The 13,327-nt window shown below is 36.0% G+C and carries 16 protein-coding genes, 1 pseudogene and 1 riboswitch; of the genes and pseudogenes, 12 read left to right on the top strand and 5 right to left on the bottom strand.

The window, feature by feature from the left end:
- The coding region (locus AT685_RS08285) for a putative PEP-binding protein (RefSeq protein ID WP_320409071.1) at nt 1–233 on the bottom strand (233 nt) is incomplete at its 3' end.
- A gap of 61 nt (nt 234–294) precedes the next feature.
- On the opposite strand from AT685_RS08285, the gene AT685_RS04700 reads away from it, so the two are divergent.
- A complete protein-coding gene (locus tag AT685_RS04700) occupies nt 295–1,359 on the top strand; it encodes a bifunctional phosphoglucose/phosphomannose isomerase (protein WP_072151753.1) in 1,065 nt (354 codons plus the stop codon).
- 3 nt (nt 1,360–1,362) lie between these two features.
- Here AT685_RS04700 and larE read toward each other — a convergent pair whose 3' ends face one another.
- From larE to AT685_RS04680, 4 genes are read right to left on the bottom strand one after another with little or no spacing between them, the layout of a single operon-like run.
- Nucleotides 1,363–2,187 carry an ATP-dependent sacrificial sulfur transferase LarE gene (larE, locus tag AT685_RS04695; RefSeq protein WP_072151748.1) on the bottom strand — a complete coding sequence of 275 codons (825 nt, stop codon included), beginning with the start codon at nt 2,185–2,187 and terminating at the stop codon, nt 1,363–1,365.
- Entirely contained in the window at nt 2,177–3,064 is an 888-nt protein-coding gene (gene aroE, locus AT685_RS04690) for a shikimate dehydrogenase (protein ID WP_072151747.1), read from the bottom strand. The genes larE and aroE overlap by 11 nt, the downstream gene beginning before the upstream one ends.
- Before the next feature lie 24 nt (nt 3,065–3,088).
- Complete coding sequence (locus AT685_RS04685) at nt 3,089–4,402, bottom strand: coiled-coil domain-containing protein (RefSeq protein WP_072151746.1); 1,314 nt, start codon at nt 4,400–4,402, stop codon at nt 3,089–3,091.
- A 3-nt stretch (nt 4,403–4,405) separates the two neighbouring features.
- Nucleotides 4,406–5,848, bottom strand: coding sequence for a tetratricopeptide repeat protein (locus tag AT685_RS04680; protein ID WP_159420481.1), 1,443 nt, complete (start codon nt 5,846–5,848; stop codon nt 4,406–4,408).
- A 78-nt stretch (nt 5,849–5,926) separates the two neighbouring features.
- A riboswitch (Fluoride riboswitch) is annotated at nt 5,927–6,003 on the top strand.
- 62 nt (nt 6,004–6,065) lie between these two features.
- Between AT685_RS04680 and AT685_RS04675 the strand changes: the two genes are divergently transcribed.
- The 11 genes and pseudogenes from AT685_RS04675 to AT685_RS08575 form a co-directional block, all read left to right on the top strand.
- Nucleotides 6,066–6,860 carry a DUF6062 family protein gene (locus AT685_RS04675; RefSeq protein ID WP_072151744.1) on the top strand — a complete coding sequence of 265 codons (795 nt, stop codon included), beginning with the start codon at nt 6,066–6,068 and terminating at the stop codon, nt 6,858–6,860.
- 59 nt (nt 6,861–6,919) lie between these two features.
- Nucleotides 6,920–8,098, top strand: coding sequence for an MFS transporter (locus AT685_RS04670; RefSeq protein WP_234696241.1), 1,179 nt, complete (start codon nt 6,920–6,922; stop codon nt 8,096–8,098).
- Nucleotides 8,098–8,478, top strand: coding sequence for a fluoride efflux transporter CrcB (gene crcB, locus AT685_RS04665; RefSeq protein ID WP_072151743.1), 381 nt, complete (start codon nt 8,098–8,100; stop codon nt 8,476–8,478). Before AT685_RS04670 ends, crcB begins: the two co-directional genes overlap by 1 nt.
- Before the next feature lie 12 nt (nt 8,479–8,490).
- Nucleotides 8,491–8,841, top strand: coding sequence for a DUF190 domain-containing protein (locus AT685_RS04660; RefSeq protein WP_072151742.1), 351 nt, complete (start codon nt 8,491–8,493; stop codon nt 8,839–8,841).
- A gap of 88 nt (nt 8,842–8,929) precedes the next feature.
- Nucleotides 8,930–10,264, top strand: coding sequence for a signal recognition particle protein (gene ffh / locus AT685_RS04655; RefSeq protein ID WP_072151751.1), 1,335 nt, complete (start codon nt 8,930–8,932; stop codon nt 10,262–10,264).
- Nucleotides 10,265–10,284: 20 nt separating this feature from the next.
- Nucleotides 10,285–11,466, top strand: coding sequence for a coiled-coil domain-containing protein (locus tag AT685_RS04650; protein WP_081040589.1), 1,182 nt, complete (start codon nt 10,285–10,287; stop codon nt 11,464–11,466).
- Between the two features lie 30 nt (nt 11,467–11,496).
- Nucleotides 11,497–11,925, top strand: a complete 429-nt coding sequence (gene rpsP / locus AT685_RS04645) for a 30S ribosomal protein S16 (RefSeq protein WP_072151741.1) — start codon at nt 11,497–11,499, stop codon at nt 11,923–11,925.
- Nucleotides 11,926–11,982: 57 nt separating this feature from the next.
- Nucleotides 11,983–12,213 carry a KH domain-containing protein gene (locus AT685_RS04640; protein WP_072151740.1) on the top strand — a complete coding sequence of 77 codons (231 nt, stop codon included), beginning with the start codon at nt 11,983–11,985 and terminating at the stop codon, nt 12,211–12,213.
- Between the two features lie 60 nt (nt 12,214–12,273).
- Nucleotides 12,274–12,693, top strand: a complete 420-nt coding sequence (locus AT685_RS04635) for a hypothetical protein (protein WP_143713125.1) — start codon at nt 12,274–12,276, stop codon at nt 12,691–12,693.
- Nucleotides 12,694–12,709: 16 nt separating this feature from the next.
- Nucleotides 12,710–13,219 carry a ribosome maturation factor RimM gene (gene rimM, locus AT685_RS04630; protein WP_072151738.1) on the top strand — a complete coding sequence of 170 codons (510 nt, stop codon included), beginning with the start codon at nt 12,710–12,712 and terminating at the stop codon, nt 13,217–13,219.
- A gap of 14 nt (nt 13,220–13,233) precedes the next feature.
- Nucleotides 13,234–13,327: pseudogene (locus AT685_RS08575) on the top strand (tRNA (guanosine(37)-N1)-methyltransferase TrmD); the annotation flags it as partial.

Below are 13,327 nucleotides of genomic sequence, written 5' to 3'. Positions count from 1 at the left end.
GGAATTGAATCGGGCGTAACACTTAACTTATCAAGTCCAAATCCAATAAGCAAAATCGTTGCATATGGATCTCCGGCCATCTCACCACACATTGCAACGGGTATTTTAGCTCTGTGAGCTGATTCAATTACAAAGGTAAAACAAGTTATAAGAGCCATAAAATATAAAGACGCAAAACGGATAAGCAAACGAGCACTTATCTTTAAAACCCAAGAAGAAGTAAAAAACTTCATCGCAAAAGAGTTAAAGAAAGTGATCCCAGAGTTTGATTTTTAAAACCAAATGGAGGCTTTAATGCTCACCCTGAACCACATAAGAAGTTATGACAAGTCAGATATGTTTTCAAAGATTGCTAATTTTTCCGAACAAATCAAAGAAGCGGTTAAAATAGGTGAAAGTGTGAAAATTAGCTTTTCCATCAAGAAAATTAACAAAATAGTTCTTACTGGGCTTGGTGGTTCGGCAATTGCTGGTGATTTGCTTAAATCTTATCTTTCGGAAGAGATAAAAGTTCCAATAATTGTCAACCGTGATTATTTCCTTCCAAAGTTCGTTGATGAAAATACATTACTCGTTGTTTCAAGCTATTCTGGAAATACAGAAGAGACAATCTCGGCTTATAATGACGGCGTAAAGAAAAAAGCGAAAATATTCTGTATCACATCAAATGGTGAGATAGAGAAAATCGCTTTGAAGAGAAAACATCCCGTTATAAAAATTCCATCTGGTTATCCGCCGAGGACTGCACTTGGTTATTCATTTTTTCCAATACTTGTCGTTCTTTCAAAACTTGGTTTTATCAAAAGCAAAAAGAAAGAGATAACTGAAACGATAAATTTAATTGAGGAAAAATCAAGAATTTACTCAAATCCAGAACACGAAGAAAACCTTGCTTATAAAATTGCCGTTCGCATAGCTGGTTCAATACCATTTATTTACTCATCTGGAAAATTTGATGCAGTTGCTGTAAGATGGGCTTGCCAGATTGAGGAAAATGCGAAAATGCTTGCCCATTTCAACATCTTCCCCGAGCTGAATCATAACGAAATCGTCGGATGGTCTGGAGAAGTTGAAGGGAGCGTAAAAGAATTGATGAATAAAATTAGCGTTGTGATTTTAAGGGATGAGTGCGAGTATGAAAGAATAAAGTATAGAATTGAGATAACAGATGATTTGATAAGACCTTATGCGGGTGAAGTTTTAAACATATATTCTGAAGGTAAATCAACGCTTGCGAGGCTGTTTTCACAGATTTATCTTGGTGATTGGGTTAGCTTCTATCTTGCTATCTTAAATAAAGTTGATCCAACACCTGTGAAGCCGATTGAATATCTAAAGTCAGAGCTTGCGAAGGTTTGAGGTTTAAAATTTATTTTGAGCAAGTAGAACTTCGTTCATGCTTCCTGTTCTATAGCCCTCAAGGTCAAGTGTTATGTAAATAAAGCCAAGATCTTTAAACGCTTGGACAATTTTTACTCTGAATTCATCGTTGAAAAATTTTTTAAATCCATCTTTGTCAGTTTCTATTCTCACTGTATTTTCATCAACATATCTTACCCGAACAACTTTCAAACCATTAGCCCTAAGTAATGATTCAGCCTTATCAATTTTTTTCAATTTTTCCCTATCAATCGGCAGTCCATAAGGGAATCTTGAAGACAGGCAAGCAAATGAGGGCTTATCCCATGTGGGAAGACCGAGGGTTTTTGATAGTTCCCTTATTTCTTTTTTCGTTAAACCAGCTTCAAGAAGTGGAGAGCGAACATTGTTTTCCTTTATAGCTTTAAGTCCAGGTCTAAAATCACCAAGGTCATCAACATTTGTCCCGTCCGCAATCCATTCAATTCCTTCTTCAATTGCAATTTGTTTTAACTTTGAGAAAAGCTCGGTTTTACAGTAATAACATCTATCGGGCGGGTTTTCACTGAATTTTAAATTATCTGTTTCCTCTGTATTTACAATTACATATCTTATTCCAATCATTTCCGCAAGTCTTACCGCCTCATTGAGTTCATTTTCGGGATATGTATCTGATTTTCCAATGACAGCGATTGCTTTATCTTTTAAGACATCATACGCAACTTTTACAAGCAGGGTGCTATCAACTCCGCCAGAGAAGCCTATGACCACAGAGCCCATCTCTTCAAGAATTTTTTGGAGTTTTAGATATTTATCTTTAAGTGTCATTTTTTCTCTTTCTTGATTTTAATTTTTGAAGCAGAAACTTTTTGACTTCTGCAATGGGCATTTCTTTTCCTGTCCATAATTCAAATGATTTGCTCGCCTGTAAAATTAACATTTCAATACCGCTTATAACTTCTGCACCTTTGCTTTGGGCAAGTTTTAAAAATTTTGTCATCGGTGGATTATAAACGAGATCATAAACAATCTGCCCCTCGTGAAAAATTTCATTTGTCTGAACTGGTAAATCATTTATATTTGGATGCATTCCAATTGGTGTGGTGTTGACAACAAGTCGTGATGATTTAATATCACCAGCAATTTCTGGGAAGAAAAATTCTTTAACTTCAAAATCTTTATATCCGAGAACCTGTGAGAAATATCTAACAAGCCCCTCGGCTCGTGAAGTGTTTCGGTTTGCTATGACAATTCTTTCAGGTTGAAAATTTGTTATCAACGAGTAAATGACAGCCCTTGCTGAACCTCCAGCACCAAAGATAAAAACCGGGGTATTTGATATAATTTCCTTGTATTTTTTCAATGATTCGGTAAATCCATAAACATCTGTGTTATATCCGCTAAGTATGCCGTTTTCGTTTACTATCGTGTTCACCGCTCCAATAATTCTCGCCTCTGGTGAGACATTATCAAGATTTTCAATGACGATTTCCTTGTGAGGTATTGTTACATTGACTCCTTTTATCCCAAGTGCAATTATCCCTTTTAAAGCGTCTTTTAAATGTTCCGGAAGAACATCAAATGTTATATATTTGTAATTCAACCCTATAATTTCAAATGCAGTGTTATGAATAAACGGAGAAAACGAGTGAGAAACGGGATGCCCTATCAATCCAACAAGTTTTGTTTCTGCATCTATTATCATACCCCTTTAGGTTTAAGTTAGGAATCAATCAAAGTTGTAAGAAAAGTAAATTACTATGCCGTTTGACTTTGCATATTCTTCAACATCGGGCTCAGCAACCATATAAGTGACCATAACAGGAAACATATCAGGATATGTTTTTGTGAGCTTTTGAAGTTTTTTCTTTATAAATTCATCTACTCCATTTTTTGAAAGTTGACTTTTCCCCTCACCAATTATTGCAATTCTTTTATTATCTTTTATCCCGAATCCAAATATGTTAACTTCCGTATACCATCCCTCGTCCGTCTTTAGAAACAATCTTCTTAACTCACCCTCTACTTTTATGTTATGATCTCTTTCAAGCAATTTCGGCAGTGATTTTATTGCTCTATCCTCAAGACCATAACCGATAGCATCGGAGAGATTCCCAAAAAGTTTTCTCATCTTCTCAAACTCAGAGCTAAGTTCAACAATTGCCAGTTCGGTTTTCTTCTGTGCATCAGCTAATTCTTTCATGCTTTGTGTAAGTCCATCAACTCTTTCGGCAAGTTGATCAACTCTTTTAGTTAGTTGGCTTAATCCTTGTGCAAGCTCATCAACCCTTTGAGTTAGACTATCAACCCGCTGTGTAAGTTGATTTAATCTTTGCGTCAAATCGTCAACTCTTTCAGTAAGTTGATCAACTCTTTTAGTTAATTGACTTAATCCTTGTGCGAGTTCATCAACTCTTTGAGTTAGACTATCAACTCTTTGTGTGAGTTGGTTTAGTCTTTGCGTCAAATCATCAACTCTTTGAGTTAGACTATCAACCCGCTGTGTGAGTTGGTTTAATCTTTGTGTCAGGTCATCAACTCTTTCGGTAAGTTGATCAACCCTTTGCGTAAGTATGTTTAATCTTTCTTCAGTTTTTATCTGTGCCTCTGCAAGTTGGTTTAATTTTTGCGCCAAATCATCAACTCTTTCGGTAAGTTGATCAACTCTTTGCGTAAGTATGTTTAATCTTTCTTCAGTTTTTATCTGTGCCTCTGCAAGTTGGTTTAATTTTTGCGTCAAATCATCAACTCTTTCAGTAAGTTGATCAACTCTTTGTGTAAGTATATTTAATCTTTCTTCAGTTTTTATCTGTGCCTCTGCAAGTTGACTTACCTTTTGTGTGAGGTCGTCAATTCTTTGCGTAAGGATATGCAATCTTTCTTCTGTTTTTATTTGTGCTTCCGCAAGTAATTTTACAATTTGTTTCAATTCGTTTAAATCACCGACGCTAATTTGGACGGTTGTTACTCTTTCCTCTATCAATTTTTCTATTTCGCTTCTTAATTCGGGGGTTATTTTAAATTTCTTTGCTGTTTTCGGCATTGTTTATTTCTTAATCCATTTCTTTAAATATCTTTTGTATTTGGGGAATTCATCTTCAAATTCTTTAATTTTTGAGCTGTCAAGTTCAAACGCTTTTGCAAAATACTGTCCAGCTTCATCAATTATGTTTGCGAGCAGAAATAAACGCCCGATTTGATAATACGGCTCAGCGTATTCGGGGTTGATTTTTATAGCGTTGTAATACGCTTGCACTGCTTCTTGATATCTACCAAGTTGTTCATATGCCATTCCAGCGCCGATCCATAGTTCGGGATTTTTTTGATCAAGTTTTATCGCCATCATATAGCTTGACAGGGCTTCGCTAAATTTGCCAGTTTCATATTCCAGCTCTGCTTTCGCTTCCCAGAGGTCAGGGATTCGTGGATTGTAGTTGACCGCAATTGTATAATCAGCGAGAGCTTTTTTATAACTTCCAAGTGCTTCATAGCAGTTTCCCCGAATGTAATAAGCCACATAATTGTTAGGGTTTATCTTTATAACTTGGTTGAAATATTTTATTGCCTCACGATATTGACCAAGTTTTATATTTATATTCCCAATGTAAAACAGGGCAACTTCGGAGTTTGGTTTATATTTTAAAAGTTGTTTAAAAGCTTCAATTGAGTCAAGATATCTTCCGATTTTGAAAAGAAGTTCTGCTTTCAATTCAAGTGCTGGGGTGAAATCTTCTTTTATTACAAGCGCCATGTCAAAGCTTTCAATTGCTTTGACAAGTTGATTTGTTTTTGTGAGCGCAATTCCTTTTTTATACCAGAGATTATAATCGTATGGGTCAATTCCCAAGCATTTTTCAACCACATCGTTTAAACTCTCAAAATCGCCTGTTTTTTCATAGCAATCCGCAAGTCTAAGTAAAATATCTTTGTTATTTGGACTTAATTCCGCAAGTTGTTTGAGAACATTAATGGCTTGAACATAATTTTCATTTTTTTCAAGGATATCGGCTTTAATTCGTAAAAATTCAAAATTCGTTGGCTGAATTTCAATTGCCCTTTCAATGCATTCAAGTGCCTCTTCAGATTTATCCATATTTTCAAATGTTATAGCCATATTTGCCCACGCATCTGCTTCGTTGGGGTTGAGCATCAACGCTTTATGGAAGGATAAAAGAGCTTTCTCAAATTCGGACATGTTATTTAGTATAATTCCACGCCTCACCCAGTAATCTGCGGAATATGGGAAAATTTCTATAAGTTTCTGAACATGGGGGAGTGCCTTCTCATATTGCCCCGAAATCATATAAAGATCAATTAATTCCTCTACAAGTTCAGTATTCATGTAAGCGCCTTCATGGCTTTTCAAAAATTCTTCGTATTGCTTTATTTTATCCTGAATTTTCTCTTTTTCTGGGAACTCTTCAAAGTTTTCTCTGCCTTCAAAATCGTGATAATCCATCTCTTGATGAAAATTTTGTTTATTTTTCAAACTCAAGATAAATAAAAATTTTAAATCAAGCAAGAATATAAAAATCCATCTATTGGTTTTTCGGGGCAATTTTTTTATTTTTAAACGAGCGATGGAGTCCGCTCTGAACCGTTCTGACTTGGAGCAGGGTCAGAACCGATGACTCCTACTTTTAGTCGTGGGTGGCTAAAAGTAGGAGTTTTTATTTTAAAATAAAAGTTCAAAAGAGATAGGCAAAATGGGAAAAGGTGCTGATATTATATGGCTTAAAATAGAAGGATCTTTTAAGAGAAAAGGATGCCCTATCTGTTTTATTATGGAAAGTTCAACAGAACATTATCTTGAAAGTTTGCTTTACGAATATGTCCTTGATGTTGGGGTAAGAAGTAAACTCAATAAATCGGCTGGATTTTGCACAAATCATGCGTATAAACTTTTGAAGGCTATGAGAAATCTTGGCGATGATGGACTTAAAGTTGCAATTTTATATGAAACTTTGCTCGGTGATGAGATTGTTAAGATTGAGTTGTTAAAGAGGAATTGGACTTATAAACTTAAGTTGCTGAAAGGGTATATTTATAAATTTTTTGCGAAATCTGCTGGTGGGAAATTTTTAGAGGAGATTGAAAAGCTTAAACCTACTGGTGAATGTCCTGCTTGTTTTCAAGAAAGGTCTGTAGAAAGTTTATATATTGATGAATTTTGCAATCGTGCTGGCGATGAAGAATTTAGGAGACTTTTTAGTTCGGATAATGTAATTTTGTGTCGCTATCATTTTATTGGTATTTTAAAAGAGTGTATCAGAGCAAACAATGGAAGTTCATTTACATTTTTTGTGGAATTGCAAATTTCAAAGCTTAACAAATTATTGAGTCATATGAAAAAGTTCATAGATAAGCATGATTATCAAAATAAGGAATCTTTCAAGGGTGAGGAGTTAAACTCGTGGCGTTTGGTTTTGGAATATTTTTCAGGTAAAGATGATGTGATAAGGGCGTGGGATGAAGTAAGACCGTTTAGTGCAAAGTTATAATAAGACCGGGAAAGTATTTGGTATGTGCATAAATTTAAAATAAAATTGGATTCCAAAAGATGGGAGCTGAAGAAAAAATCAATATGCATAAAGCTTTTAAAGTTGTCATCTTGCTTGGGATTGTTAGTTTGTTTGCTGATGTAACCTATGAAGGTGCCCGTGGAATCACTGGACCTTTTCTTTATTTGCTTGGGGCAAGCGCAACTATTGTTGGTTTCGTTGGCGGATTGGGTGAATTAGTGGGATATGGTTTCAGGTTAATTTCTGGGTATATCTCGGATAAAACGAGAAAGTATTGGTTGATGACTACCTTTGGGTATTTAGTTAATCTTATAGCAATTCCATTGCTTGCTTTTGCTGGAAATTGGTGGATTGCTTCCGCCTTGATCATTGCTGAAAGATTTGGGAAAGCAATAAGAACACCAGCACGTGATACGATAATTTCGTATGCATCTTCAAACATTGGATATGGCAAGGGTTTTGCTTTGCATGAATTTATTGACCAAATTGGTGCGATTATTGGACCTTTGATTGTTTCAGGTGTAATCTATTTTAGTAAATCTTATTCAAATGCCTTTCTTTTGTTGGGAATTCCTGCTTTTTTATCAATTTTAACCCTTTTGATAACAATTGGTATTTATCCAAAACCAGAGAAGCTTGAAAAGGAGAAAGAGAAAATATCTGATTCTGGTTTTGGCAAGGTTTTTTATCTTTTCCTTTTATTCACTGGTCTTACTGTTTGTGGTTATCCCCACTTTCAAATAATTTCCTATCATTTTAAAAAGGTTCAAATTGTTTCGGATGAAATAATACCGATTTTATTTGCGGTTGCGATGGGGGTTGATGCATTAACTGCGGTGATCGCCGGAGTTTTGTTTGATAGGTTTAAGTTGAAAATTCTTTTTTTAATTCCTCTGATTTCGCTACCTATTTCAATTTTGGCTTTCTATTTAAACAGTTTATTTGCTGTTGTTTTGTCTGTCTTGTTGTGGGGAATTGTAATGGGGTTTCAAGAAACAATTATGAAATCAGCAATAGCTGAAATTATACCATCATATAAAAGAGGTTCGGCTTTTGGATTATTTCACAGTTTTTTTGGACTTGCATGGTTTATTGGTGGAATTGTGATAGGGAGGTTATATGATTTATCGGTTTCCTATCTTGTGTTATTCTCAACTACATTTCAAGTTTTATCTTTCATTTGTTTTATCTATTTAAAACAAAATGCTAAAGCTTGATGTTGAAATTTATAATTGCTGGATTGGGTGGATTTGTTGGGGCTGGATTAAGGTATTTTCTTTCAACTTTTACTTATAAAATTTTGGGGACGGATTTTCCATATGGGACATTTGTTGTGAATGTTTTGGGCTCATTTTTAATTGGGTTATTTATGGGCTTGATTGATAGAGGCTTGATAATATCTTCAAATTGGAGAATTTTTATAGCGGTTGGTTTACTGGGTGGATTTACAACATTTTCATCATTTTCTTATGAGACGGTTGAACTTTTAAAGCAAGGCTCTATGCTTACTGCAATTGCAAATATAACTTATACGATTTTGAACTGTCTTGCTGCCACTTGGCTTGGGGAGGTAATTTCAAAATTGATAATAAAATAACGGAGTTCGGCAATGAGGATTGAAGGCGTTGGGAAGCTAATGCGAATTTTCATCGGAGAAGACGACAAATATGAAGGGAAACCATTATTTGAAGTTATAGTCAGAAAAGTAAGGGAGCTTGGGCTTGCTGGAGCAACAGTGATAAGAGGAATTGAGGGTTTTGGCGCAGGAAGCAGAATACATAAGTTGAGTTTGCTTGATTTATCCGCGGATTTGCCAATTTTGATTGAAGTTGTAGATAGTGAAGAAAAAATTATTTCTTTGATTCCAGAGATAGAGAAACTAATAGAAAAAGCTGGCTGTGGTGCGCTGATTACGCTTGAGAAGGTAGAGGTTGTACGATACTCCGCTGGGAAGAAGTAAGTTTTAATTGTAAAAGATATTGATTTTTCGTAAATTTGCAAAGCAAAAGAAATTCATTCTTTCCGTTTTAAAAATAATTTTTATAACGATGTTTGAGGAGATAACTCAAAAATTTGAAACGCTTTTTAAGAAGATACGAGGTCAGGCAAGAATTACAGAGTCAAACATTGCTGAGACGATGCGTGAGATAAGGCGAGTATTACTTGAGGCTGATGTTAATTATAAAGTCGTTAAAGATTTTACTGAAAAGGTTCAACAAAAGGCGCTCGGGCAGGAAGTTTTGCGAAGCATTACACCGGGGCAGATGTTGATAAAAATTATTTATGATGAACTTGTAAGTTTAATGGGTTCAGCGAGAGCGGATATAAAATTTTCTTCAAATCCACCAACTGTGATAATGGTTGTTGGGCTTCAAGGTTCCGGTAAGACGACATTTTGTGCAAAACTTGCAAATCATCTTAAGCATAAAGGAAGGCATCCACTTTTAGTTGCTGCTGATGTGCATCGTCCGGCAGCTATTGAGCAGTTAAGACAACTCGGGGAGCAAATTCAAGTCCCCGTATTCCCCACGAACTCAGGCATTGATTACACCGAGTCAAGTTTTGATGCAATTCAAATCGCTCTTAATTCAGTTGATTTTGCAAGGAAAAATTATAGGGATGTTGTTATAGTTGATACCGCTGGTAGAATGCATATTGATGAGGAGATGATGAGAGAGGTTGAGAAAATAAAAGAAGCGCTAAAGCCTCATGAGATTCTTTTTGTTGTTGACTCAATGACTGGACAGGAAGCGGTTAATGTGGCGAAGGAATTTAACGATAGATTAAATTTTGACGGTGTTGTCTTAACAAAGCTTGATGGAGATGCTCGTGGTGGAGCAGCACTTTCAATTAAAGCGGTTGTAAATAAACCGATAAAATTCGTAAGCGTTGGTGAAAAGCTTGATGCGCTTGAGCCGTTTTACCCCGATCGTATGGCTTCAAGAATTCTTGGAATGGGTGATATTATAACACTCGTTGAAAAAGCACAAAGACAAGTTGACGAAGAAAAAGCGAAAAAACTTGAGGAAAAGTTAAAGAAAAATCAATTTACACTTGAAGATTTTAGAGATCAAATAAGAGAGATAAGAAGGATGGGACCTTTAAAAGAGATTTTGAGCATGATACCGGGAGTTGGAAGTGCGATAAGAAATGTTGATATAGATGAAAAAGAACTCGTAAAAATTGAAGCGATAATAAATTCAATGACGCCAGAAGAGAGACGAAAACCGAATATAATTAATGCAAGTCGTAAAAGAAGAATTGCGTTGGGGAGTGGGACGACAGTTCAGGATGTGAATCGTTTGCTAAAACAATTTGAGGAGATGCAGAAATTACTTAAGCAATTAAATCGTGGTAAGTTTAAGAATTTTAAAATTTTTTAAAATTCCATTTTAATAAAGCTATGGCGAAGGCAAAACAGGCAAAAGTACCGCAGGATTTTAGGCTTGAGGTGGAGCGGATTATAGATGAAAGAATAAAAGCCCAAGCTGTAACGAAGGATGATTTTGATGCGTTAAAAGGTCTTGTGAAAGAGATAAGTGAGAGTATAAAGAGTGTGGTTTTGCTACAACGGGAGAATGAGAAAGCCATTAGTGAATTGAGGATAATAGTTGCAGATCTTATAGAGGCACAAAAAAGGAACGAGAAGTCTATAGGGGAGTTAAGGAGCGCAGTCTCAGATCTTATGGAAGCGCAGAGGAGAAATGAAGAAAGATTCACAAAATTAGAGCAATCTATTGCTGAGCTAATTGAGGCACAGAAAAGGAATGAGGAAAGATTTGGGAGGTTGGAGCAAGCAGTTGCTGAATTGATTGAGGCACAGAGGAGAAACGAGGAAAGGTTTTTAAGTTTGGAGGAATCCGTTAGGGAATTGAGGGTGACAGTGTCGGAGCTTGTTGAGGCACAGAAAAGGAATGAGGAAAGGTTTTTAAGTTTGGAGGAATCTGTTAGGGAGTTGAGGGCGACGGTGTCGGAGCTTGTTGAGGCGCAGAAAAGGAATGAGGAAAGATTTGGGAGGTTGGAGCAAGCAGTTGCTGAATTGATTGAGGCGCAGAGGAGAAACGAAGAGAGGTTTGCAAGGTTGGAGGAAAGGGTTTTAAATCTTGAAGAGGTGGTGGCTGGACTGATTAAGACGGTGCAAGAGTTAACTGAACAAGTTAGAATTCTTGCGATAGATCAAGATAGAATAAATAAGCAACTTGGTGGCCTATCAAATACAATTGGTTATATGCTTGAAAATGAATCATATAAGCATTTACCAGCTTTGCTTGAAAGGGATTTTGGAATCAAGGTAAAAACGAGATTAAAAAGAGGATATGTCGCAGATAAGGAAGGTAATAAAATTGAGGTTAACATATTTGGTGAGGCTGAAAAGAATGGGAAGATTATAACCATAATAGGTGAGTGTAAGTCACAGCTTTCCAAAAATGATGTTGATAACTTCATAAGGAAAAAACTTAGCAGGTTAGAAGGTGTTTATCCAAATATTTTCCCAGTTATGGTCGTGCACATGATAAGCGAACCTGATGTTGAAGATTATTTAAAAGTCAAGGGAATAGCACTGTATTATTCATATGATTTTTAAAAATTTAAAAACAAAAAGAGAGGTGAAAATTTGGCTGTAAAGATTCGCCTGCAGAGATTTGGTAAGAAGAAACAACCTTTTTACAGAATTGTGGTTGCTGACTCAAGGGAACCAAGAGATGGAAAGTATATTGAATCAGTGGGTTGGTATAATCCTATTCCAGAGCCAATGCAGGTTGAAATTAAAGAGGACAGGGTTATACACTGGCTTAAAAGAGGTGCAATACCAACTGATACAGTTAAAGCTCTTTTGAGGAGAAAAGGTATATGGTTGAAGTGGTCATTAATTAAGCAGGGTAAGGATGAGTCGTTTATTCAGTCTGAATATGAGAAATGGCTTCAACTTCAGGTGGATAGGGAGAAAAGAGAGAAAGAAAGAAAAGAGCGAAGAAGGTCAAGGAAGAAAGAGAAAGGAAAAGAAAGTGTAGAACAAGGAGAGGCGCCATCTCAGGAAGGTTAATTTCTTGATGGTGACGCCCTCCTAAAATAAACTGAAACATTAATGGAGGGCTGAAAAATGCGTGAATTCCTGGAATTTATCGCTAAGCATCTGGTTGATCGACCGGAGGATGTTAAAATTACAATGGAAGACAGGGAGAATAGGGTGATTTTTAGATTACAAGTTGGCGAAGGCGATGTTGGGAAAGTGATCGGAAGAAGAGGAAGAACCGCAAATGCGATGCGAGTTCTCCTGAGCGCAGTCGCTGCAAAAGAAGGTAAAAGAGCTGTGCTTGAGATTTTGCAGTGAAGCGTTTGATTTTGAAAAATGCTTCACTTGAAGTTTTAAAGTAAGCAAGTAAGGTAAGCCATGCTAGGATTTATGATTTTAATATGTTTCCTTGTTGTGGAAGGCTTAGCAAGTTCAAAATGTGAAGATACGATGCGTTACCAAACCATGCTTCCAGATTCGTTTTCTAATTGTGAGGCAATGCAAGGATCACTTGACATTTATGCGGATGAGATAATTGGAATTTCAAAAGAATTAAAATCAGAAGAGTTAAAAGTGGGATATCTTGATGACAAGAAGGCAGAAAAAATGATTGAAGAGTTTAAGAGAAATCTTAAAGACATTGAAAGAAAGAAATTCGTTGTGCCAAAGGTTGAAATTGTTGATGGCGCGATGTTTGATGATACTGGTCTGATTTGTGGGAATGTTAAGTATTTTATACGAATCTGGAAGCATCCTCCAAAAGAGAAGTTTAATATGCCGACATTTAAGTTGAGGTAGAAAATTTTATATCTCTATGGGCGATCTGTGCATAATTGGAAAAATTTTGAGACCATACGGTCTCAAAGGGCAAGTATGTGTTAAACCAATAACCGATTTCATTGAGAGGTTTAAAAAATTGAAGCGTGTTTATATCGGTGATAATCCAATTGAAGTTGATGAATATTATATCGTGAGTTCATTTTTGCGCAATGAGGATGTTATTTTGAAATTTAAAAATGTAAATGATAGAACAACGGCTGAATCGTTCTGTGGAAAATTTGTTTATATACCCGAAGAAGAGCTTATCCCTTTGCCCGAGGATTCTTATTATGTTCATGATTTGATCGGGCTTAAGGTCTTTGATACAAACGGCAATAAAATTGGTGTTATAACAGATGTATGGCTTCTCCCAGCAAATGATGTTTATGTTGTTGAATCAAAAGGAAAGGAAATCTTGATCCCGGCAATAAGTGATGTCGTCAAAAAGGTTGATCTTGAAAAAAGGATGGTCATAATTGAGCTAATGGAAGGTTTAATTGAGTGAGGAGGTGATGACAGGTGAGAATTGACATAATAACTGCTGTACCACAGATATTTGAAAGCCCTTTAAATTCAAGTATAATTAAAAGAGCTCGGGAGAAAGGGATAGTTG

Source organism: Candidatus Kryptobacter tengchongensis, assembly GCF_001458555.1.
GTDB lineage: Bacteria > Bacteroidota > Ignavibacteria > Kryptoniales > Kryptoniaceae > Kryptonium > Kryptonium tengchongense.
The sequence above is the reverse complement of the archived record's forward strand: the minus strand, read 5'-3'. Positions and strand labels throughout refer to the sequence as shown.